Origin of the sequence: Paenibacillus sp. KACC 21273, from assembly GCF_028736095.1 — a bacterium.
GTDB lineage: Bacteria > Bacillota > Bacilli > Paenibacillales > Paenibacillaceae > Saccharibacillus > Saccharibacillus kyungheensis.
In genome coordinates this window covers 5,200,123-5,222,500 of sequence record NZ_CP117876.1, presented here as the reverse complement: position 1 = coordinate 5,222,500, position 22,378 = coordinate 5,200,123, and the positions used below count along the sequence as shown (strand labels likewise).

Annotated in this window: 22 protein-coding genes (1 of these 22 cut by a window edge); 19 read left to right on the top strand and 3 right to left on the bottom strand. The window is 40.3% G+C overall.

The window, feature by feature from the left end; all coding sequences use genetic code 11:
- The 15 genes from PQ460_RS22900 to hisJ all read left to right on the top strand — a co-directional run.
- Nucleotides 1–1,089: the 3' portion of an ABC transporter ATP-binding protein gene (locus PQ460_RS22900; RefSeq protein ID WP_273614371.1), read on the top strand. The gene continues 42 nt to the left of window position 1, outside the view; the window shows 1,089 of its 1,131 coding nt (coding positions 43–1,131); the start codon falls outside the window, past its left edge; the stop codon is at nt 1,087–1,089.
- A gap of 362 nt (nt 1,090–1,451) precedes the next feature.
- A complete protein-coding gene (gene hprK, locus PQ460_RS22895; protein ID WP_204826883.1) occupies nt 1,452–2,390 on the top strand; it encodes an HPr(Ser) kinase/phosphatase in 939 nt (312 codons plus the stop codon).
- A gap of 12 nt (nt 2,391–2,402) precedes the next feature.
- Complete coding sequence (gene lgt / locus PQ460_RS22890) at nt 2,403–3,458, top strand: prolipoprotein diacylglyceryl transferase (protein WP_274171298.1); 1,056 nt, start codon at nt 2,403–2,405, stop codon at nt 3,456–3,458.
- 7 nt (nt 3,459–3,465) lie between these two features.
- Complete coding sequence (ppaX, locus tag PQ460_RS22885) at nt 3,466–4,119, top strand: pyrophosphatase PpaX (protein WP_274171297.1); 654 nt, start codon at nt 3,466–3,468, stop codon at nt 4,117–4,119.
- On the top strand, nt 4,116–4,655 hold the full coding sequence (locus PQ460_RS22880; RefSeq protein ID WP_273614374.1) for an acyltransferase: 540 nt from the start codon (nt 4,116–4,118) through the stop codon (nt 4,653–4,655). Before ppaX ends, PQ460_RS22880 begins: the two co-directional genes overlap by 4 nt.
- A gap of 123 nt (nt 4,656–4,778) precedes the next feature.
- Nucleotides 4,779–5,993 carry an acyltransferase gene (locus PQ460_RS22875; protein WP_273614375.1) on the top strand — a complete coding sequence of 405 codons (1,215 nt, stop codon included), beginning with the start codon at nt 4,779–4,781 and terminating at the stop codon, nt 5,991–5,993.
- Nucleotides 5,994–6,303: 310 nt separating this feature from the next.
- Nucleotides 6,304–7,506 (top strand): ATP phosphoribosyltransferase regulatory subunit, encoded by a 1,203-nt coding sequence (locus PQ460_RS22870; protein WP_274171296.1) that lies wholly within the window; start codon nt 6,304–6,306, stop codon nt 7,504–7,506.
- A gap of 46 nt (nt 7,507–7,552) precedes the next feature.
- The gene (gene hisG, locus PQ460_RS22865; RefSeq protein WP_273614377.1) at nt 7,553–8,194 is read left to right on the top strand and encodes an ATP phosphoribosyltransferase; all 642 of its coding nucleotides are present in this window, start codon (nt 7,553–7,555) and stop codon (nt 8,192–8,194) included.
- 88 nt (nt 8,195–8,282) lie between these two features.
- Nucleotides 8,283–9,566 carry a histidinol dehydrogenase gene (hisD, locus tag PQ460_RS22860; protein ID WP_274171295.1) on the top strand — a complete coding sequence of 428 codons (1,284 nt, stop codon included), beginning with the start codon at nt 8,283–8,285 and terminating at the stop codon, nt 9,564–9,566.
- A gap of 45 nt (nt 9,567–9,611) precedes the next feature.
- Entirely contained in the window at nt 9,612–10,217 is a 606-nt protein-coding gene (gene hisB, locus PQ460_RS22855) for an imidazoleglycerol-phosphate dehydratase HisB (RefSeq protein WP_273614379.1), read from the top strand.
- 3 nt (nt 10,218–10,220) lie between these two features.
- Nucleotides 10,221–10,847: an imidazole glycerol phosphate synthase subunit HisH gene (hisH, locus tag PQ460_RS22850; protein ID WP_274171294.1), complete on the top strand. Its 627-nt coding sequence runs from the start codon at nt 10,221–10,223 to the stop codon at nt 10,845–10,847.
- Between the two features lie 104 nt (nt 10,848–10,951).
- A complete protein-coding gene (gene hisA / locus PQ460_RS22845; RefSeq protein WP_273614381.1) occupies nt 10,952–11,683 on the top strand; it encodes a 1-(5-phosphoribosyl)-5-[(5-phosphoribosylamino)methylideneamino]imidazole-4-carboxamide isomerase in 732 nt (243 codons plus the stop codon).
- Between the two features lie 29 nt (nt 11,684–11,712).
- Entirely contained in the window at nt 11,713–12,471 is a 759-nt protein-coding gene (gene hisF / locus PQ460_RS22840; RefSeq protein WP_274171293.1) for an imidazole glycerol phosphate synthase subunit HisF, read from the top strand.
- Nucleotides 12,468–13,205, top strand: coding sequence for a bifunctional phosphoribosyl-AMP cyclohydrolase/phosphoribosyl-ATP diphosphatase HisIE (gene hisIE / locus PQ460_RS22835; RefSeq protein WP_273614383.1), 738 nt, complete (start codon nt 12,468–12,470; stop codon nt 13,203–13,205). Before hisF ends, hisIE begins: the two co-directional genes overlap by 4 nt.
- 18 nt (nt 13,206–13,223) lie before the next feature.
- Nucleotides 13,224–14,048: a histidinol-phosphatase HisJ gene (gene hisJ, locus PQ460_RS22830; protein ID WP_274171292.1), complete on the top strand. Its 825-nt coding sequence runs from the start codon at nt 13,224–13,226 to the stop codon at nt 14,046–14,048.
- 96 nt (nt 14,049–14,144) lie between these two features.
- Here the strand turns inward: hisJ and PQ460_RS22825 are convergent, their stop codons facing one another.
- The 3 genes from PQ460_RS22825 to PQ460_RS22815 form a co-directional block, all read right to left on the bottom strand.
- Nucleotides 14,145–15,395, bottom strand: coding sequence for an ABC transporter permease (locus PQ460_RS22825; protein WP_273614385.1), 1,251 nt, complete (start codon nt 15,393–15,395; stop codon nt 14,145–14,147).
- Nucleotides 15,379–16,689, bottom strand: coding sequence for an HlyD family secretion protein (locus tag PQ460_RS22820; RefSeq protein ID WP_274171291.1), 1,311 nt, complete (start codon nt 16,687–16,689; stop codon nt 15,379–15,381). Before PQ460_RS22820 ends, PQ460_RS22825 begins: the two co-directional genes overlap by 17 nt.
- Before the next feature lie 137 nt (nt 16,690–16,826).
- Nucleotides 16,827–17,348 (bottom strand): MarR family winged helix-turn-helix transcriptional regulator, encoded by a 522-nt coding sequence (locus tag PQ460_RS22815; RefSeq protein ID WP_273614387.1) that lies wholly within the window; start codon nt 17,346–17,348, stop codon nt 16,827–16,829.
- A gap of 239 nt (nt 17,349–17,587) precedes the next feature.
- On the opposite strand from PQ460_RS22815, the gene PQ460_RS22810 reads away from it, so the two are divergent.
- The 4 genes from PQ460_RS22810 to PQ460_RS22795 all read left to right on the top strand — a co-directional run bounded on the left by PQ460_RS22810 (nt 17,588) and on the right by PQ460_RS22795 (nt 22,358).
- Nucleotides 17,588–18,535 (top strand): ribose-phosphate diphosphokinase, encoded by a 948-nt coding sequence (locus PQ460_RS22810; protein ID WP_069325830.1) that lies wholly within the window; start codon nt 17,588–17,590, stop codon nt 18,533–18,535.
- A gap of 188 nt (nt 18,536–18,723) precedes the next feature.
- A complete protein-coding gene (locus PQ460_RS22805; protein ID WP_274171290.1) occupies nt 18,724–20,103 on the top strand; it encodes a tetratricopeptide repeat protein in 1,380 nt (459 codons plus the stop codon).
- A 50-nt stretch (nt 20,104–20,153) separates the two neighbouring features.
- Nucleotides 20,154–21,107, top strand: a complete 954-nt coding sequence (gene trxB, locus PQ460_RS22800; protein WP_273614389.1) for a thioredoxin-disulfide reductase — start codon at nt 20,154–20,156, stop codon at nt 21,105–21,107.
- 303 nt (nt 21,108–21,410) lie between these two features.
- The gene (locus PQ460_RS22795) at nt 21,411–22,358 is read left to right on the top strand and encodes an ROK family glucokinase (RefSeq protein ID WP_273614390.1); all 948 of its coding nucleotides are present in this window, start codon (nt 21,411–21,413) and stop codon (nt 22,356–22,358) included.
- Nucleotides 22,359–22,378: the final 20 nt, after the last annotated feature.

Here is a 22,378-nt window from a genome sequence, read left to right as displayed (position 1 = left end):
GGTTCTGATAAAGCAACAGTTATTGATGTTAATTTGGATATCAAGGATAAAGAGTTCCTAGTATTGGTTGGACCTTCTGGTTGTGGTAAATCTACAACTCTTCGTATGATTGCTGGTCTGGAAGAAATTTCAGAAGGTAAATTGTACATTGGCGATCGCGTTGTTAACGACGTAGCTCCAAAAGACCGCGATATCGCGATGGTATTCCAATCTTACGCGTTGTACCCTCATATGGATGTATATTCTAATATGGCGTTTGGTTTGAAATTGCGTAAAGTGAAAAAAGAAGAGATCGAAAAACGTGTACGTGAAGCAGCTAAAATTCTCGATATCGAGCATTTGCTAGATCGTAAACCAAAAGCACTTTCTGGTGGTCAACGTCAGCGTGTTGCTTTGGGACGTGCGATTGTCCGTGATCCTCAAGTCTTCTTGATGGATGAGCCTCTTTCTAACTTGGATGCTAAACTTCGTGGTCAGATGCGTGCTGAGATTACTAAACTAGCGAAACGTCTGCAAACGACTGTTATCTATGTAACGCATGATCAGATCGAAGCAATGACAATGGGTGACCGTATCGTTGTTATGAAAGATGGTATTATTCAACAAGCCGCTTCTCCAGAAGAATTGTACAATCACCCACGTAACATGTTCGTAGCGGGCTTTATTGGTTCTCCTACAATGAACTTTATCCGTGGTACATTGTCCGAAAAATCTGGCGGTTTAACATTCAGCGCTGCTGGTGTTGAACTAGCTATCCCTGGTGGTAAAGCGCAAATCTTGAAAGACCAAGGATTCACAGGTAAAGAAGTGATTCTGGGTGTTCGTCCAGAAGATATTCATGAAGAGCCTGTATTCTTAGAAGCTTCTCCAGCTACTGCTTTTACTGCTAAAGTAGATGTATCTGAGAACTTGGGTCATGAAATGTTGCTATACTTGAGCGGTGTAGGTACAGACACTGTTGTTGCTCGTGTTGATGGACGTTCCACTACTCGTGATAACGCTACAGCAACGATGGCAATTGATATGAACAAAGTTCATATTTTTGATACAGAATCTCAAGATAACTTGTTCTACACAGATCCTTCTTAATTCGTTATTAAAGGTAACGTAACAGAGTTCGGATAGAACATTTGATAAAAGACTTACTTATTCTGGTTTCGATCAGAAAGGTAAGTCTTTTTTTATGATAAAATGTGCATATTAATAAATGGACGTATCTCATAGCGAAGCTTTGAAATAATCGGTACAATGGTAAGCGAATATGCCAATATAATTGATTTAACTAGCATTTTCTATTACGATGGGTACATTGGACATATTATGTACAGTGCGGAAAAGTCAGGTTTGTGAAAAATCTATCTTTTTGGCGATGATCGTTTGGCTTTGGATGATGAATCACATAGAATACACAATACAGAATCAGCAACCTACTTAGAGAAAGGAAGAACAGAATGGCCAAACATGTGAAAGTTTCAGAATTGGTACAAATGTTCCAGCTTGAAGTTGTATCTGGAGGACTTGGTTTAAAACGAAAAATTACTGTAGATGATCTGAATCGACCTGGATTAGAAATGGCAGGATATTTTGAATATTATCCTACAGAACGTGTACAGATTCTGGGTAGAACCGAGCTTGCGTTTTTTAAAATGCTTACGCATGAAGAAAAAGCAGATCGTATGAAGCGTCTTTGTAATGATGAGACGCCTTGTCTTGTGATTACACGTGGACTTGAAGTACCTGAGGAGTTAATTGAAAGTAGCGAAGAGCATAATGTTCCGGTACTTCGTAGCAATCTGGCGACGACTATTTTATCAAGCCGGATTACAGGCTTTTTGGAGAAAAAATTAGCACCAACTGCGACAATTCATGGCGTATTGGTAGACCTTTACGGTGTAGGGATGCTAATTACAGGTAGTAGCGGTATCGGTAAAAGTGAAACCGCTCTTGAGTTAGTAAAACGTGGGCATCGATTGATTGCCGATGATGCGGTAGAAATCCGTCAAACTTCGGATAATCAACTGCATGGTACTGCTCCTGAATTGATTCGTCATTTACTTGAAATTCGCGGAGTCGGTATTATCAATGTAATGACATTGTTCGGTGCGGGTGCAATTCGTAACAACAAACGAATTACTTTGGTTGTACGTCTAGAAGCATGGCAACAAGACAAGCAGTATGACCGTATCGGATTGGATGAAGAAACAACTCGTATCATTGATACAGATGTACCTCTAGTTACGATTCCAGTTCGTCCAGGACGAAATTTAGCTGTTATTATTGAAGTGGCAGCCATGAATTTCCGCTTAAAACGTATGGGTTATAATGCAGCATTGCAATTTACTCATAAATTAACAGAGACGATTGCTGAAGATCTCGACGAACTGGATTAAGGAGAGTGCTGTATGGGGACATCATTAATTAACCCGATTGCTTTCTCGATCGGAGCGCTTCAGGTGCATTGGTATGGATTGATTTTGGGTACTGGCGCATTAGTCGGGTTATTACTATTAATTCGCGAAGGACGTCGATTCGGGATTCCACAAGAATTTTTTATGGATCTAGTGTTGTTCGGTGTTCCTTCCGCTATTATTGCTGCACGTATTTATTATGTTGCTTTCCGTTGGCCTGATTATAGAGATAACTTATGGGATGTCTTTAAAATTTGGAATGGCGGTATTGCTATATATGGTGCATTAATAGGTTCTGTGATTTGTGCGATTATTTATACGCGTAAAAAAGGATATAGCTTCTGGCGAATTATGGATTTGTGTGCGCCTTATTTGCTTGTTGGACAAGCGATTGGACGTTGGGGGAATTTTGTCAATCAGGAAGCTTATGGCGGACCTGTCGAAGAATCTTTTTTAAGAAGTAATTTGCATTTACCTGATTTTATTGTGAATCAAATGAATGTTAATGGTGTATTCCATCATCCTACATTTTTGTATGAATCGCTATGGAATCTGGTTGGTGTGATTGTACTATGTGTATTACGTCGTCGTGCATTTGTGCGTAGTGGAGAAATTTTCTTCTCTTATCTTATTTGGTATGGTATTGGGCGTTTCTTTATTGAAGCACTTCGTACAGATAGTCTTACCTTTGAAGGCCCACAATGGTTGGTAGCTATAGTAAATGGTCTGTGGACTCCTATGACATGGTTTGGCTTCCAACAAGGAGCGATCGAACCTGGATACGGAAATATTCGAGTATCACAGTTATTGTCGCTTGTGTTGATTATAGCAGCTATTCTATTGATGATTATTCGTCGTCGTGCCGGTCTAGCTAACGAACATTATAGCGATCCAATTGTGTCGTCCAAAGTGGCACAACATGAATTGGTTACTGATCATGATACCACTACAGGATCTTCTTCAGTGCCAACAGTAGATTCGTCATCTTCTTCTAAAGATAGACATGATCTGAAAAAGGAAGATACGATTCACAATGAACGCAAGGAGTAGTGAATTTATGATTGATACGGTTTTATTGGATTTGGATGGAACGATTGTAGATACCAATGAATTGATTATTGCTTCATTTATTAACACATTGGAAAGTAATGGGTTAGCTCCATTGACAAGAGAGCAGATTATTCCGCATATGGGATTAACGTTGGAGCAGCAACTTCGCGCTTTTTCAGGTGTCGATGATGTGACTTCTTATGTTACGGCTTATCGTGAATATAGTGCGATTCATCACGATACGATGGTGGCTCCTTTTCCAGAAGTCACCGAAGTGTTAACACGTCTCCAAGCAGAAGGTATTAAGCTGGGAGTCGTGACGACTAAAATTCGTCCGAATACACTCAAAGTGCTAGAAATGTTTCAATTGGATCAATTTATGGAAGTGATCATTACGCAGGATGATGTTGAGCATACCAAACCTCATCCGCAACCGATTGAACGCGCTATGGAAGCTCTTGGTTCGTCTCCTGAGCGTACATTGATGGTGGGCGATAGTCCTGCCGATTTGCAGGCTGCATCCGCAGCAGGTGTTATGTCAGCGGCTGTAGCCTGGTCTCTTAAAGGGGAAGAAGAACTATCCAAGTATCATCCACAGTATATTTTGCATACGATGAGTGATCTGTATGAACTGGTGCTTGGCGATACGGTCGATCGATGAGAAAGACCGAGCGTTTTCCTGTAAAAGAGGGACCTAATGCCTTGCGTCAAATTTATCGCACAGTCAGCCCATGGAAAGGCGTTCGGAACTTTATATGTATTCAAGTAGCGCGGTATTGTCCAGTCTTGGAATGGAAAAACTGGATTTACCGCCACTTGCTACATATGGAAGTGGGTAAAGATACGGCTTTTGGATTGATGGTGATGGTAGATGTATTTTTTCCGGAAAAAATAAAGATAGGGACGAATACAGTGATTGGATACAATACCACCATTCTTGCTCATGAATATCTGATTCGTGAATACCGATTAGGCAATGTTATCATTGGTGATGAAGTGATGATTGGTGCAAATAGTACTATTTTGCCAGGTGTAACAATTGGCGATGGAGCAGTGGTTGCAGCAGGATCAGTCGTACATACAGATGTAGCCGCAGGTACATTTGTTGGTGGGAATCCTTTACGCGTATTAACACGTCGAAGTCCAGAACATACGGTAGATCTTACAAGTGATAAGGATGAAGATCTATTGCATTAAATAGTTGTATCTGAGCGTTGTGGTACAAGGGCGCAATCTTTTGGACTTGTTCGGGAACAGAATAAGCCGACATTTTGCATCATATAGATGTACCATTTTAAAGAATAAGGGGATGCTTTTACATTGAATCAAATAAAGAAGGAACGGCTGACACAGCTTGATTTCTTCCGTGCGATTGCCATTATTGGGGTACTGCATGTTCATTCTACATCGGTGGCAACGACAGAAGCGATGAATACGTCGATTTATTATCTGTTTAACTTTTTGAATATTTTCTTTAAATACGGAACGCCTTCATTTATCTTTTTGAGTAGTTTTGTATTGTTTTATAATTACTATGACAGACCTCTTACAGGCAAATTAATCGGGAGCTTTTATAAAAAAAGAATGCTCTACATTTTGCTGCCGTATGTTTTGATATCTGCTTTATATTTCTGGTATAAGCTTGCTCAGCGTGGTCAATTGGATGATCCCCCAATGCAATTGTTAGGGGATTACTGGTATGCGATCACTCATGGTTCTGCGTATACACATCTTTATTTTGTATTTATTAGTGTGCAGTTTTATCTGTTATTTCCGATTATGCTTGCTTTGCTAAAAAGTCAGCGTTGGGTAGCACGTTTTGCGATTCCTATCGGTCTTGCGTTACAGTGGGGATTCGTGATCTGGAATAAATACGATCTTCATTATGCGACAAAAGGCAGTCTAGCTATTTCATATTTCTCTTATTATATGATGGGTGCATTTGTAGCCATTTATTTCAAACCTTTCCGTGGATGGTTGATGAGCAAATGGACAGACATGTCAGAAAGACAAAGAGTCAGCACAATATTGCTATGGGGAAGCTGGCTGGTCACCGGATTGATCTATGTACAAATCTGGTATGATGCTCGAATGACCAATGAATGGTTAGATTCGTTAGTGTATGAACTGATGTGGAATGTCTATACGATGTTATCTTCATTAGTGTTGCTTCATTCGGCATTTATCTTAAATCGAATAGCGCCGAAATGGATACTGGCGATTTTGCGTCGATTAGGAGAACTATCTTTTGCTATTTACTTAGTTCATCCATTTATACTGGCTTACTATCGCGATACAAGAGAATATCTTACTTTAGGCACATTAGGTTACTTTGTCTGGATTTATGGCGGTATGTTGTGTGCTCTGATTATTTCAGCGGTATTTGTGCAGATGGTGTTTAGAAGAGTATCATTCTCATGGGTATTGTTAGGGAGTATTCCAGCTTCATTATCTGGACGACATAAAAACAAAAAACAAGCAAAAGTGAGCGGTCGGACAACCAAAACGGATGCTGTAAAAAGACCAAGCCCTTAAAGTTGTCATGACATGATTCATCTAAAAATAAGCTTTGGAAAACCACCTTTATGATCAAGGTGGTTTTTTTATTTTCCGGGAAATAATTAGAGATCTAGTTAGCTTCGATTAGCTAGGTGGCAGGTGTGGTTAATGATACAATTAGAAATATAAATATGATGTAAACAGAACAACTTTGTGATCGATAACAACAGATACAGTTGCGTTGACGGTCGATATCGATTTATGTTATTATATCAAATATCCTTTACTTTATTAGCAAAGTAACACTTTAAAGCGTTAAAATATTGATCAATTAGAGGTGACTGTTTTGTCCAAGCCCAAAGGATTCGAAAAGCCCGCAGGTGTACGTGATTATCTACCGCATGTTGTATCCAAATTGCGCCATATTGAGCGCAATGTATTGGACTGCATGTCCGAGTGGGGCTACCGTCAGATTATAACGCCTACAATGGAATATTATGATACGGTAGGTGTAGCTAGTTCTACATCAGACCGCAAACTATATAAAATGTTAAATAACCGTGGAACAACGATGGTGTTACGTTCTGATATGACGACACCGATCGCTCGTGTGATGGGTTCTCTTTTAAAAGAAGAATCATTGCCTGTTCGTCTGTCTTACCATGCGAATGTATTTCGTTCGATTGAAGAAGAAGCTGGACGAGAAACTGAATTTTTTCAAACCGGTGCTGAATTAGTCGGAAATGATTCGGCTGAAGGCGACGCTGAAGTGATTTCACTTGCGATTGCTTCCTTACAAGCCGCAGGTGTAGAAACATTCAAAATTTCGCTCGGACATGTTGGATTTTTGACAGGATTGTTGGAAGAAGTATTGCCTGACAAAACCATCGAACAAGAAGCGTTAAAAGAAACATTACTTAATCGAGATTTTGTTGGATTTCGTGAGCGTTTATCGCATTTCCAATTATCGGTGGAGCAACGTCAAGAATTAGAAGGATTGCTTCGTCTACGTGGAGCTCAAGATATTTGTCTTCAGGCGACAGCATTGAGCAGTAATCCACGTGCGATTGCTTCGATTCAACACTTGTGCAAAGTGTGGGAAGTGTTAGAAGCTTATGGAGTCTCTGAGCATGTGATGATCGATTTAACGATGATTGGAGACTTTTCTTATTATACCGGTATGGTATTTGAAGGGTATGCAGCAGAACTTGGCTTCCCTGTATGTAGTGGAGGACGATATGATAATCTGCTGACTCAGTTCGGACGTTCTGTGACGGCTACCGGATTTGCTTTGAAAACGAATCGGATACTGGATGGAGTCGATCTTCATTTACCAGAAGAAGAACCACCTGTATTGATCGCTTATGATGTAAATAGTCGGCGCGAAGCATTCACACATGCAGCACAACTTCGTCAGCAAGGTAAAATTGTAATTACTGAACATATAGAAGCAACAGAGAAGCTAGAATCAGCTACTCCATCTGATTCATCTGTAGTGACGTATAGTCAGGTGATTCGCTTTACAGATGGACGAGCAGTTACGGTATAAACATAAATTAAGATACACAGTAAATAACAGGGAGATGTACCCTTCTATGACACAAATTCTTAAAGTTGCGATGCCAAAAGGGCGTATCTATAAAAAGGCAGCAGAGCTTTTTCGTAAAGCAGGAATTGAAGTTCCATTGGATGTTGATGATTCTCGTAAATTGATTGTACATTTACCTGAAGTGGGAATGGAATTTATCCTAGCCAAACCAGTCGATGTGCCTATCTATGTAGAGCATGGAGTTGCTGATATCGGTATTGTTGGCAAAGATGTATTGATTGAGGAAAATCGAGCTGTCTATGAGTTGCTTGATCTAGGAATTGCTCGTTGCCGAATGTCTGTGATTGGTTTACCGGATTGGAAGCCAGGTATTCAGCAACGTGTAGCTACCAAATATCCTAATGTGGCTTCTCAATATTTCCGCGAGCAAGGACAGCAAGTAGAAGTGATTAAATTAAATGGTTCGATTGAGCTTGCACCGATGATCGGTCTGGCTGATCGTATTGTCGATATGGTGGAAACTGGAGAAACGTTACGCGAAAATGGATTGGTGGAAATGGAGACCATATTCGGTATCACCAGTCGATTGATTGCTAACCGTGTCAGTTACCGCATGAAAAATGAAGAAATTCAAAAACTATGCGATCAATTGCAAATGGTGATTCCAGAGCCAGTTCTGCACCAATAAATATATACTAACTGAACATTAACTATAACGATAAAAGATATCACTCGATCAATAGCAAAAGGGTAGGACGGATAAGGGGGAACCGATAGTGAAGATCGTATCTGCACAAGATTTTGATTTGCGAAGAGAAGTAGATTATGGATCGCCAGAGCAAAATGCTACAGTAAAGCAAATTGTTCAAGATATTAAGCACACAGGAGACAAAGCTTTGTTGCAATATACGAAGCAGTTCGATGGGACAGATCTTACAGCTGATTTGCTGCGCGTGACCGATGAAGAATTGCAAGCAGCGTACCAAGAAGTCGAACCTTCTTTTGTCCAAGCGATCACAGCTGCCGCGCATAATATTCGTCAATTTCATGAAAAGCAAAAACGTAACTCATGGATGGATCTACAACCTGATGGCAGTCTATTAGGGCAAATTATTCGTCCACTCAAACGTGTCGGTGTGTATGTTCCGGGTGGGAAAGCAGCTTATCCTTCATCTGTATTGATGAATGTGATTCCAGCTCAAGTCGCAGGTGTACCTGAAATCGTGATGGTCACCCCTCCTTCTACAGGTGGCAAAGAAGGAATTAACCCTTATATTCTAGTGACTGCCGCTGAAGCTGGAGTAACAGAAATGTATCGTGTAGGCGGTGCACAAGCGATAGCAGCACTTGCTTATGGTACTCAAAGTATAGAACCGGTTGATAAAATCTGTGGACCCGGCAATATCTATGTGGCGCTAGCGAAGCGTGAAGTGTACGGGGTAGTTGATATTGATAGTATTGCTGGTCCAAGCGAAATTGTAGTGCTAGCAGATGAGCATGCAAATCCTGCTTATATTGCAGCTGATTTATTGTCCCAAGCGGAGCATGATGAAATGGCTTCTGCTATTCTTGTCACTTGTTCTGCACAGCTTGCCGCCGCTGTTGCTTCTGAAGTACAACAGCAATTAGAAACATTGCCTCGTCAACATATTGCCAATGCTTCGATCCAGAATCATGGAGCGATTATTGTTACAGAAACGATCACAGAAGGTATCGATGTAGTGAATCGACTGGCTCCTGAGCATCTGGAAATTATGGTCGAGCAACCGATGAACTATGTAGGCATGATCGAAAATGCAGGTGCTATTTTCCTCGGTAATTATAGTTCAGAGCCAGTAGGTGATTATTTTGCTGGCCCAAATCATATTATCCCGACCAACGGAACTGCTCGTTTTTCTTCACCCGTCGATGTTGACGATTTTATCAAAAAATCGAGTATGATCTATTATAGCAAAGAAGCTTTGCTTGCGAATGGCAATACGATTATGGAATTAGCACGTCATGAAGGATTAGAAGGTCATGCACGCGCCATTGCTATTCGTTTGGAACAAGAAGGTTAATATTTAATTTATAGATACTTTATAGCCCAAGCAGGAGGTATATGTATGTCAACTGAAAACCAGAGCACACGTCAAGCAGATGTCAGCCGTAAAACCAATGAAACGAATATTCAGCTTGCTTTTAATGTAGATGGAACAGGAATTTCTGAAATTGAGACTGATGTTCCTTTTTTAAATCATATGCTCGATCTGTTCACCAAGCATGGGCATTTTGATCTGAATATCAAAGCACAAGGTGATATTGAGATTGATGATCATCATACGGTAGAAGATATCGGAATCTGTCTTGGACAGACACTACGTGAAGCATTAGGAGATAAGCGCGGAATTAAGCGGTATAGCAGTGTATTTATTCCGATGGATGAAGCTTTGGCACAGGTAGTGATTGATATCAGCAATCGTCCGCATTTTGAATATCGTGCCGAATACCCTTCTAATCAAGTGGGAAGCTTCCAGACTGAATTGGTACATGAATTTTTGTGGAAATTTGCACTCGAAGCACGTATCACACTACATGTTATCGTACATTACGGACAAAATACGCATCATATGATTGAAGCGATTTTCAAAGCATTAGGACGTGCTGTAGATGAAGCAACAACAATTGATCCGCGCGTGACAGGAGTACCTTCGACGAAGGGAGTGCTATAACATATGGCGATCGCTATTGTTGATTATGGAATAGGCAATCTGCATAGTGTCAGCAAAGCGATTGAACGATTAGGCTATGAGGGTATAGTCACAGGAGATCGTGATGAGATTCTACGTGCAGAAGGTGTTATTTTACCAGGTGTCGGTGCTTTTGGTGATGCGATGAATCATATTCGTGAAGGCGGTATGGATCATATTGTTAATGAAGTCGCTAACAGTGGTAAGCCTTTATTAGGAATTTGTCTTGGTATGCAGTTATTGTTTACCGAAGGCGAAGAGCATGGTATTCATCAAGGGTTAAACATTTTGCCAGGCAGAGTCGTGAAGTTCGAAGATGAAGATTACAAAATTCCACATATGGGCTGGAATCGATTAAAGTATACACAACCGGATCATCCGTTAGTGCGTAATCTGTACAATGGGCATGTATATTTTGTTCATTCTTATCATGTAAAGCCAGATCATGCAGATGATCTTATCGCTATATGTGATTATGGACAACCGGTTACAGCGATCGTAGGAAGAGACAATGTATACGGTATGCAGTTTCATCCCGAAAAAAGTGGAGAATTGGGTACATTGTTATTGCGTAATTTCTTGGCGCTGTGTACAGGTGAACGGATAGATTAATTGATAGATGAATCATTCCAAAAAGTGAAGTTGTAGCCAAGTGTAATGATCGGTAGAGCAACATTTTTGTGCAAAGACTTATTATAATCAAGGGGGAAATCATATTGTCTTCTTTTACTATTTATCCTGCTATTGATATTCGAGGAGGTCGCTGTGTACGTCTGATTCAAGGCGACTATAATCAGGAAACCGTCTATAATGACGACCCTGTAGCTGTAGCTACTGATTTTACAGTAAAAGGAGCACAATATGTCCATCTTGTCGATTTGGACGGAGCCAAAGCAGGTCATCCCGTGAATCATGAGTTGATTGGTCGTATTGCTAATGCTGTCTCTGTACCTGTACAAGTTGGTGGTGGATTACGTACATTAGCTGATGTTGAGAATCTTCTAAATCTCGGAGTAAGTCGTGTTATTATCGGCACAGCAGCTATTGAAGATCGTGAATTTACAGAGTCTGTACTAGGTACATATGGTAATCGTGTAGCGATCGGGATAGATGCTCGTAATGGATTGGTAGCGACTCGTGGCTGGTTAGAGACTTCAGAAGTGAAAGCAGAAGTACTGGCAAAAGAATTAGCGGCTAAAGGAGCGGAAACGTTTATTTTTACCGATATTTCGCGTGATGGTATGATGCAAGGACCTAATATCGATGCGATTGCTGCGATTGCTCAAGCTTCAGGTAAGCAAGTGATTGCTTCTGGTGGTGTAACAGTATTGGATGATCTGGTGAAATTAGCGGCACGTCGTGCAGAAGGAATTAGTGGCGCGATTGTAGGCAAAGCGATCTATACAGGCAATATTGATCTGGAACTAGCATTACGTACGATTCAGTAAAATGTTATAAAGCTTGAGGAGGACAAATCATGCTTGCAAAGCGTATTATTCCATGCCTTGATGTCAAAGAAGGCCGAGTCGTCAAAGGTGTGAATTTCGTTAATCTGCGCGATGCAGGTGATCCGGTGGAGCTAGCTGCCCTGTATGATCGAGAAGGTGCAGATGAGATTATATTTCTCGATATTTCGGCTTCGGTTGAAGGTCGGGAAACGATGATTGATGTGGTTCGTAGAACAGCAGGTGAAATATCGATTCCATTTACTGTTGGTGGCGGGATATCCAAAGTCGAAGATATGAAAAATATTTTACGTGCCGGTGCAGATAAAATAGGGATCAACACAGCAGCAGTACTGAATCCGCAATTGATTAATGACGGTTCACAACGATTTGGAGCACAGTGTATTGTAGTCGCTGTTGATGCGAAGTTCAACCCGGAATGGGGCGAATGGGAAGTGTATACTCATGGAGGACGTAAATCAACAGGTATTCGTGCGATCGCATGGATCAAAGAAGCGGAACAACGTGGAGCAGGTGAAATTCTGCTGACCAGTATGGATGCAGATGGAACCAAAGATGGATTTGATATTGATCTCACTGCGGCGGTGTCTGAAGCGGTAAATATTCCAATTATTGCGTCAGGTGGAGCAGGTACATCAGAGCATTTTTATGATGTATTTACTAAAGGCAAAGCGGATGCAGGTCTAGCGGCAACTATTTTTCATTACAAAGAAATCGGTATTCCTGAACTCAAAAATCAGTTAAAAGACAAAGGAGTGGAGATTCGATGAATTCGTCTGATTTTCAACATGAGATTATTCATCAGTCTTTATCCTGGGAACAACTGGTGGCAACGATTAAATGGGATACCGATGGGCTCGTACCTGCGATTGTACAGGATCAGAGCAGTAAGCAAGTATTAATGTTGGCTTATATGAACCAAGAGTCGTTAAAGCGCTCATTAGACTCGCAAGAGACATGGTTCTGGAGCCGTTCTCGTCAAGAATACTGGCATAAAGGTGGAACATCAGGCAATACACAACAAATCACATCATTATCGTATGATTGTGATGGAGATACATTGTTAGTGATGGTTCATGCAAATGGTCCTGCTTGCCATACAGGCAGAATAAGCTGTTTCTATAATGAGGTGAATGAAGTGGATAATCAACCAACATTTAATAATAATGAAGAACAACATACAACTCCATCGGATTCTGGCAAAGAACGGTTTGCGATTTTAGCAGAATTGGAGCAAATGATCTCAGATCGTGACCGCGATCGCCCAGAAGGAGCATATACAACGTACCTGTTTGAAAAAGGGATCGACAAAATTTTGAAAAAAGTAGGCGAAGAAACAGCCGAAACGATTATCGCAGCCAAAAATCAAGATAATGATGAGCTTCGTTATGAAGTCAGCGATCTGATCTATCATCTATTGGTATTGTTGCAAGAGCGTAAATTGCCTTTAGATGATGTACTGGCTGAACTGGATCGCCGTCATGAGCGTCCACGTAAAGACTAAGAGCGGAGGCGAAAGTCTATGCTAATAGATTATCACACACACCATGTACGCTGTGGACATGCAGTGGGTGAACTTGAAGAGTATGTGCAGCGCGGTATAGCGATCGGATTGTCCCAACTAGGGTTATCAGATCATTTGCCATTGATTCATGTCGATCCTGCAACGTATTATCCTGAAATGGCTATGCCGATGGATGAATTACCTCGTTATGTTGAAGAATGTCTGATGCTCAAAGAAAAGTACCGTAATCAGATAGATATTAAAGTAGGCTTAGAAGCTGATTATATAGAAGGATATGAAGAAGTGATTCAGAATATTCTAAATCAATATCCTTTTGACTATGTGATTGGGTCGGTTCATTTTCTAGGAGAATGGGATATTTCTGATTTTCGGCAGACTCAGGGTTGGGAAGACAAGCATGTACTGGATGTATATCGGCAGTATTATGATGCTATCGGCAAAGCCTGTGCAACAGGATTTTATGATATTGTCGGGCACTTGGATGTGATTAAGCGTTTTGGCTATGTGCCGTTGCCAGAAGAGACAGAGGAACGTATAGCTCTTGAAGATAAGGCACTACAAGCGGTGAAAAAAGCCGATATGGTGATGGAACTTAATTCATCCGGTCTATCGAAAGTGTGTAAAGAAATTTTTCCAAGTCGTCGGATTGTAGAACAAGCAATTGCGCTGGATATCCCGCTGACACTTGGTTCAGATGCTCATGATCCTTTAAAATTAAGTGATCACTTGGATGAAGCAAGAGCTTTGTTGCAAGAACTAGGTGTACAGCAATTAGCAGTATTTGAACAACGGCAACGTTCTTTTGTACCTTTACATGGATAATAAAAAAGCCCTTTGACTGCATAGCAGTGCAAAGGGCTTTTTTGGATAAAGCGTAAAAGATACGCTTATTGATGAAAAATGAATTTGAGATCATGCTTATATTTTTTGTGGTTTGCCACCTGAAGGTAATGTAGCAGAAGAATCAGTCGTTGTACTATTAACATCCGATGAAACCACTGTTGTAGGCTCATCTGGAGTCGTATTTAATCCTTCGCGTTCTGCTTTACGTGCTTTACGACGTTCGTTCAAGATCAATAAGAAGATCACGAACAAAATACAAGTGATCAGAATCAAGAATCCACCTATCTCCTGTGAAAAGTATTTCAAATCGCCACCACGGAAACCAAGTCCGCGTAAAAATTTAAAATGCCAGGATAGAGGTAACGCATGACTGACTTGTTGCAAAATAGGTGGTAACAAAGCAACCGGAATCTGTGCACCACTTAGAATAAACGATGGTAATAGAATCATCGTGATCCGACCTGCTGCTTTAGCAGGAGAAGAAGCATTCCAACCGACCATCATACATAACAAGGATAACGCGATTGTATACATAATGAATGGAATAAATAATTGAAATACATTCGCTTCAAATCGTAACCCACCTACTTGCTTCAGACAGCCCATAACCAGATACATTGAGGCTGTTGCTATCAAAGAGTAAGGGATGACTCGGAACACGATACTGAGCGGTTTCTGTACCATGCCTGCAAGTAAACCTTGCTCACGTAGACGAGGTACAATCGCTAGAGTAGCACCACCCAGAATAGATAGAAATACTGTATTTACAAATCCGATAACCGAACTCATTAACATATTGTTGGTCGGGTTATACAGTAATCGAGTCTGCAAGTTCAGTCCAGTTGATAAATTTGTTGCCTGTGTAGCGTTCAATCCCATCGCTACAAGCTTACCAGAGGAAGCAGTAGAGTTCTCTGCTGTAATTACCTCGGTAACCCCTGTACGCAAGCTAGCGGTTGCTGTAGACAAAGCGGTATCTACATAGAATCCAATATTACTTTGATTTCCTTGAGCACGAGCTTTCTCCAGACCTGCTGGCAAATAAATAACACCTAAATATTTTTCGTTATATAAAAAGTCATTGGGATCGGTGTAGTTATACGTAATGTAATTAATATCGATATACTGATCAGCATTAAGTTGTTCTATCAAATGTTGACTGTATGTGCTGTGATCCATATCGACCACAGCAACAGGAGCTTCATTTAACTGATTGTTTTTGAAAACATAACCAAAAGCGGCTGAAATAATTAATGGAGCAATAACGATAATAAAAATAAATTTACCATTCAGTATGAGCTTAAATTCATCAATTATTGCTTTCATTGGTTAGAACCTCCACCGTCATTCCCGGCAGCAATTCAGATGTGCGTTTCACATCGACACGCACAATGAAAGAAGTAGTGTCGGCTTGACCTTTTTCACGACTCATACGTAGAGCAGCATACTGTGGTGCAGAAGTAATATAACGAACAGTTCCTTGTACATCTTTGTTGAGTGAAATAACATCTGTTTTCACTTTAGAGCCAGCTTTAAACGCTTTGATGTTTTCTTCACCAACGTATAGATCATAATACAATTTACCTGTCTCGATCACGACTACCGGTGTACCCGCAGATACGTTTTCGCCTACTTTTGGCACAACACGAGTGACTTTACCGTCTACAGCCGCTTTAAGTACACGACGATTTTTTTGCACATTCAACGTATCCATATTGATTTGTAAGGAATCTTTTTGTTTTTGCAATAATTCAATATTGTACTTACCGTTACTGATATCTTCTTGACCTTGTTGAATTTGTTTTAGTGCTTGTTGAGCTTGTTCTACTTTGAGATGCGCTTGTTCACGATCTTCAGCAGTAGCACCATTTTTCATTTTCTCAAGTGCTGTTTCTTGAGCTTTTACTTGATTGCCTGTAAGTTCTACTTGTTTTTGCGCAGTGGCTAATTGATCTTGTGCGCTTTGTAATTGTTTATTAGCCGTATCGACAGCATTTTGAGCGCTATCTACACTTGCTTGAGTCGCTAATCCATTATCGAAAAGCGATTTGTTACGATCAAAGCTTGTTTGTGCAAAATCAGCAGCTTGTTGAGCAGCCGATACAGCAGTTTGAGCAGAAGTTACTGAATTGTTAGCAATTTCTACAGATTTTTTAGCTGAATCAACAGCGATTTCTTGGCTGGTAATATCTTCTGCACGTGCGCCTTGATTGACTTGTGTCTCAGCTAATTGAGCAGCTTGAATATTTAATTTAGCATTTGCTTCTTGTTCTGCTAATTTGTTAGCTTGACTGGATAAAGAGCTTTTAGCTTGACTGATCTGCACATCAATTTGAGACATTTGTTCTTTGATTCCTTTGATTTGCAAATTAATATCATTTGTATCAAGCGTCATCAACACTTGTCCTTTTTTAACATGTTGTTCTTCAATGACTTTAACCGAGCTTAATTTACCAGATTGTCCTTCAAATGAACTGTTCACCGTATCTATAGTGAGGACACCTTCTTTTTTGAGAGCAGCCATTGAAACAGCGTCTTTACCATGCATAGTTAGTAAGTATCCACCTATACCGAGGGCAGCAATTAATACAATAATAGGAATTAGTTTTGCAATTTTCACTTTTTGTGCTCCTGTTCTTCATAAATTAAATATTATTTTTTTAACATTAAATTCAAACTATCGCATCGTAATTATCTTAAAAAGATATGGTACGGGGGCTGATAGTAAGGTTCCGTATTACTTTGCCAAAAAAAAAGTTAACCTTGTTTAGATGTTTCTAGTCCCGCTTGAATCTTGTACAATAAACGGTGTAATACTTTTTGCTCATCCTCGGTTATATGAGACATTAATTGATTAATCTGTTCCATATATACAGGAAGCGTACTATGAATCAATTGTTTGCCTTCATCGGTTAAATGAATAGATGTCATCCGGCGATCTTCATGTGCACCCCGTCGAATAAGTCCATCTTTTTCCAAACCGTTAATAAGTCCGGTCATTGTTGAACGTGTTACACCTGAATATTCAGCAAGATCAGAAGGCAACAGCGGCTTTTTGCGTAACAGCAATGGGACTAAAATACGCATTTTACTAGGCGATAATCCATGTCTAGCAAGTAAAGTTGATGTTTCGTTAAATATTTCATGCGAAGTGCGAATCAATAAAATCGAAGTCCGCATACAATCGATATTGAAATCAGGGTATAATTTACTTAATTCGCTTAATTTATCCATCTCTTCTGATGGAACATGATCATCAGATGAATCTATTATCGACATTTTCTTCACCTTTCTTTAGGGCAGGACATATATTTGCATAATAACTGCTTGTACTTGATTATCATATTGTACGGTTCCGTACTATATTTCGTCAAGAAAATTTTATGAAAGTTTCAGAATACCGTTTTCTTTAACGCTTTATACAGGTTTACGGTATGATAGAAATAAATAATCTGTCTGTAACTACCGATAATATAATGTTGAGTGGATGGAGTCTGGATATGAAATAGGAGGCGCTTATGAAAGATAAATTACGTATTTTCTCAGGATCATCTTGCCCGGAGTTAGCAGCTCAGATCGCCGAACGACTGGGTGTACAACTAGGCAAAATCAAATTATCTCAATTCAAAAGTGGCGAAACCTATGTTCATTATGAAGAAAGTATTCGTAATATGGATGTGTTTCTAGTGCAATCGTTATCACATCCGATCAATGAAATGTTTGTCCAACTCTTAGTGATGATCGATGCGGCTAAACGTGCTTCTGCAAGAACAATCAATATTATTGTTCCGTATTATGGATATGCAAGACAAGAGCGCAAGTCCGCTCCACGTGAGCCGATCTCTGCCAAAATGGTCGCTGATGTCCTAACAACAGTAGGCGCACATCGTGTGATTACGATCGATCTACATGCGTCTGCGATTCAAGGATTTTTCAATATTCCTGTCGATCATCTGACTGCTCTTGATCTGATCAGTGGATATCTCAAAACGAAAAAAATAGAAGACGCTGTTGTCGTATCTCCAGATGCAGGTCGAGCTTCGATGGCAGAAAAGTTAGCCAATCGTCTGGATTCGCCTTTTGCGATGATGATCAAAAAGCGTCCAGCGCATAATGAATCTGTAATTACCCATGTGATCGGTAATGTAGAAGGCAAAACGCCTATTATTATCGAAGACTTGATCGATACAGGTACAACGATTATTAATGTGGTCGAAAGTCTCAAAGAACGCGGAGCCAAAGAAGTGATCGTTTGTGCGACACATGGTCTTTTTTCAGGAGCGGCTTTGCAACGTCTGGATCATCCGTATATTCGTGAACTGGTTGTGACCGATTCGATCAGCTTGCCACCAGGACATCTTGATCGCTTAACTGTATTATCGGTTTCTCCAATGCTTGCGCATGCTGTGCGTATCATTATGGAAGGCGGATCTATCGCTACATTGTTCAGTGATGCAGGTATTTGATCTCACGTGAATATGACAAAAAAGAAGTAACTATGAATAGTTTAGGGTCGTAGCTTTAGTGTGCTTCTGGGATATGATATACTTATCCGATAAGAATTTTTACTTCCCAACTCATAGTCGGCTAATTTTAAATATATGATTAACTATTGATAAAAGTGGTATAGAAACAAAGGAGGTGCCTTGATCCGGTGAATGATTATAAGCGAAAAGTAGGAGAAGATGAACGTAAAGTCATCTCGCTTCATTGGGATGCTAATTTCTTTTTTGAAAGAGCTGTCCGTTCATTAGACCGTCATCGTTATGACAAGGCATTGAAGTATTTTGAAAAAGCTGTTGAATATGAACCCAACAATCCTGTGAATCATTGCAATATGGCGGGTATATTATCAGAGATAGGTAATTATGAAGCTTCGAATCAAGTGCTTGCTAATATTCTGGACGTAGTTGATCCTGCTATGGTTGAATGTCATTTCTATATGGCGAATAATTATGCCAATATGAGTCACTTTGAACAAGCAGAGGCATCATTGCTAACTTATCTAGAATTGGACAAAGACGGTCAATTTCTAGATGAAGCTGGAGAAATGATGGATTTATTACACAAAGAATTGAAGCGTTCATCAAGTACGAATCATGATACGAAATTACCTGTTAATGATTATGATGCGGCACAAAGCTTATTGGAGCAAGGGCAGTTTGTAGAAGCGGCTGAACAATTGGAGCAGATTATAAAAGTGCAACCCGATCTTCATACAGCACGTAATCATCTAGCTATTGCGCTGTACTATCAGGGCAAAATGACCGAAGCAGCTCTACAGATTGAAGAAGTGCTCATGCGTGATCCGCATAATCTTCATGGGTTATGTAATCAGGCGATTTTGATGCAACATCTAGGGCAGACCGAGCAAGTGAAGCAACAAATCGACGTGTTAACACGTATTATTCCTTTTCAACAGGAGCATTTGTTAAAGCTAGCTACAACACTTGGAATGTTAGGTGAGCATGAATTAGCGTATAGTTATTTTCGCAAGCTGATCAAACAGCAAGAATCTGTTCATCAATGGGCGCTGTATCATTATGCGGCAACAGCAGCATGTCATTTGCACAAAATAGATGAAGCTCGCAAGTTATGGAGTATGATTTTGCGCTTTGAACCGGAAGCTGAAGTACCATCATTTTATATGGAACATGTGGAACAGATTAAGCTTGGCAAGTTGATGCCATCTTATCATTATCAGTTGTCATTTCAACCCAAAAGTGCAGCTCATGCTAGAGTGAATATAGAAAATTATATGTATGCAGAACCTACACATATTCAATTGCTCCATATTTTAGCGCATGGCAATGAACAACAACAGCTACGTGCGATTGAATCGTATGTATTGGATGATAATGAAGAAGTGTATCAAGCTTTACGTCATTTATTACAGGAACCACAGATTTCAGATCCGTTACGTACAGAAATAAAACGTGTATTACGGCAAAGTGTAAATACACAGGCATTATCTGCCGATTATTTTAGAGTAGACACAGAGTCTACGGTATCGAATCTATCTGTTTTAGATTAGTTTATGTGTGATAACTATACTTTTAACTACATCAAGGAGGTTTTCTATTTATGTATAAAACAATCGTTATTGGTACAGGACCTGCTGGATTAACAGCAGCTATTTATTTGGCTCGTGCAAATCTACAACCTTTGATTATTGAAGGTTTACAACCAGGTGGACAATTAACTACAACTACAGAAGTAGAAAATTTCCCGGGCTTTACAGAAGGTATTATGGGACCTGAATTAATGGACAACATGCGTAAGCAAGCAGAACGTTTTGGTGCAGAATTCAAATCAGGATGGGTAGAAAATGTAGATCTTTCTCAACGTCCTTTCAAAATAAAAGTAGAAGGCATGGGCGAGTTAGAAGCTGAGTCTGTTATTATTTCTACAGGTGCTTCTGCAAGATACTTGGGTATTCCAGGCGAGCAAGATAATGTAGGACGCGGTGTAAGTACATGTGCGACTTGTGATGGATTCTTTTTCCGTGGTAAAAAACTAATTGTTGTCGGTGGCGGCGATTCAGCGATGGAAGAAGCAAGCTTCTTGACTCGTTTTGCGACAGAAGTAACAGTAGTCAATCGTCGTGATGAACTACGTGCTTCCAAAATCATGCAAGATCGTGCACAAGACAATCCTAAAATCAAATGGCAATTAAACCGCAAACCGGTTGAAGTGGTAGCGGATGGTATGGGTGTTAAAGGTCTAAAAGTGCTAAACAATGAAACAGGACAAGAAGAAATCATTGAAGCAGATGGCGTATTCGTAGCGATTGGTCATACACCGAATACCGGTTTCTTGGGCGAGCAAATTCATACTGACGGACATGGCTATGTTATGGTTACTCCAGGCACAACAGAAACCAATATCCCGGGCGTATTCGCTTGTGGTGATGTGCAAGATACACGTTATCGTCAAGCGATCACAGCAGCAGGTAGTGGCTGTATGGCGGCAATGGATTGTGAGAAGTATCTTGAAGGCAGTATGGTACACGACTGGAGCGAATCACTGAACGAGTAAGAACACCAATGGAGAAGGGAGCCATGATGGCTCCCTTTTTGGCGGTATTAGACAAGACAACAGAGCCACGGGTTCGCTTGACCAGAGTCTAAGGTTCGCTTATAGTGGGATACGTACATTCATCAGAAGCATGTTCTATCTTATATATCCAAACCTAATCATATTCCTATGACAAAAAGTCATCATTTTGTTTACTTTCGAATCACTCAAAGGATGATACAATTACGTATAATCATAGTAATGGTTAGAGATTTTATAAATCACGAACTATTAAATTTTGAATGGAAAAGGTGGATCGGTCATATGTCTGAAAATATTTATATTGGTGTTGATCTTGGCGGCACAGCTATTAAAGTAGGTATCTGCAATCAAGAAGGAGAATTGCTCCATACGTACGAAGGTCCGACTGAAAAAGAAAAAAGCTCAGATGCGGTTATCGGAAATATTGAAAAATATGTACGTTATATCGTAGAGCAATCGCCGTATGAGTGGGATCAAGTCGTAGGTGTTGGAGCTGGTGTTGCTGGCTTCACCGATGTGCGTGCTGGCGTTATTTTGATGGCTCCTAACATCAATTTTCAGAATGTGCCGATCCGTGCTATTTTGGAAGAACGTTTGGGCAAAACGATTCGTGTCGATAATGATGCTAACGTAGCTGCACTGGGCGAAGCTTGGAGTGGAGCAGGTAAAGGCATTACCGATTGCGTCTGTTACACATTAGGTACAGGTGTAGGCGGCGGTATTATTGTGAATGGCCATATTTATCAAGGATTTTCAGGATTAGCAGGAGAGATCGGTCATATTTCTGTTGTGCCTGATTTGGAAGCGATTAAATGTGGTTGTGGCAAAATGGGCTGTCTTGAAACGGTATCTTCTGCAACAGGTATTGTACGTATGGCAGTAGAAGCAGTAGAACGTGGCGACCATACTTCTTTATCTGCAATCGAAAAAGTATCGGCAAAAGATATTTTTGATGCAGCCAAAGCAGGCGACGAAGTGAGTATCCGTATTATCAATCGGGCTGCTTTTTACTTGGGTAAATCGATGGCTGCTGTAGCAGCAACATTGAATCCAGAACGCTTTATTATCGGTGGCGGTGTGTCCAAAGCTGGCGATATTTTGTTCAATGAAATCCGTAGAGTGTTTGCTGAATTGACACCTGAACCGTTGCAACGTGGAGTAGAAATTATTCCTGCGAAGCTTGGTAACGATGCAGGGATTGTTGGAGCAGCAGGTCTATTGTTGCGTTAATTATAACTATCATATCAACG

Excerpts from the sequence above, each read along its gene's own strand:
- PQ460_RS22815 (WP_273614387.1), bottom strand. The coding sequence starts at position 17,348 with ATGTCGATAATAGATTCATCTGATGATCATGTTCCATCAGAAGAGATG.
- hisH (WP_274171294.1), top strand. The coding sequence starts at position 10,221 with ATGGCGATCGCTATTGTTGATTATGGAATAGGCAATCTGCATAGTGTC.
- hisF (WP_274171293.1), top strand. The coding sequence starts at position 11,713 with ATGCTTGCAAAGCGTATTATTCCATGCCTTGATGTCAAAGAAGGCCGA.
- PQ460_RS22810 (WP_069325830.1), top strand. The coding sequence starts at position 17,588 with ATGAAAGATAAATTACGTATTTTCTCAGGATCATCTTGCCCGGAGTTA.
- trxB (WP_273614389.1), top strand. The coding sequence starts at position 20,154 with ATGTATAAAACAATCGTTATTGGTACAGGACCTGCTGGATTAACAGCA.
- hisG (WP_273614377.1), top strand. The coding sequence starts at position 7,553 with ATGACACAAATTCTTAAAGTTGCGATGCCAAAAGGGCGTATCTATAAA.
- PQ460_RS22880 (WP_273614374.1), top strand. The coding sequence starts at position 4,116 with ATGAGAAAGACCGAGCGTTTTCCTGTAAAAGAGGGACCTAATGCCTTG.
- hisIE (WP_273614383.1), top strand. The coding sequence starts at position 12,468 with ATGAATTCGTCTGATTTTCAACATGAGATTATTCATCAGTCTTTATCC.
- ppaX (WP_274171297.1), top strand. The coding sequence starts at position 3,466 with ATGATTGATACGGTTTTATTGGATTTGGATGGAACGATTGTAGATACC.
- hisJ (WP_274171292.1), top strand. The coding sequence starts at position 13,224 with ATGCTAATAGATTATCACACACACCATGTACGCTGTGGACATGCAGTG.
- hisB (WP_273614379.1), top strand. The coding sequence starts at position 9,612 with ATGTCAACTGAAAACCAGAGCACACGTCAAGCAGATGTCAGCCGTAAA.
- hprK (WP_204826883.1), top strand. The coding sequence starts at position 1,452 with ATGGCCAAACATGTGAAAGTTTCAGAATTGGTACAAATGTTCCAGCTT.
- PQ460_RS22795 (WP_273614390.1), top strand. The coding sequence starts at position 21,411 with ATGTCTGAAAATATTTATATTGGTGTTGATCTTGGCGGCACAGCTATT.
- PQ460_RS22825 (WP_273614385.1), bottom strand. The coding sequence starts at position 15,395 with ATGAAAGCAATAATTGATGAATTTAAGCTCATACTGAATGGTAAATTT.
- lgt (WP_274171298.1), top strand. The coding sequence starts at position 2,403 with ATGGGGACATCATTAATTAACCCGATTGCTTTCTCGATCGGAGCGCTT.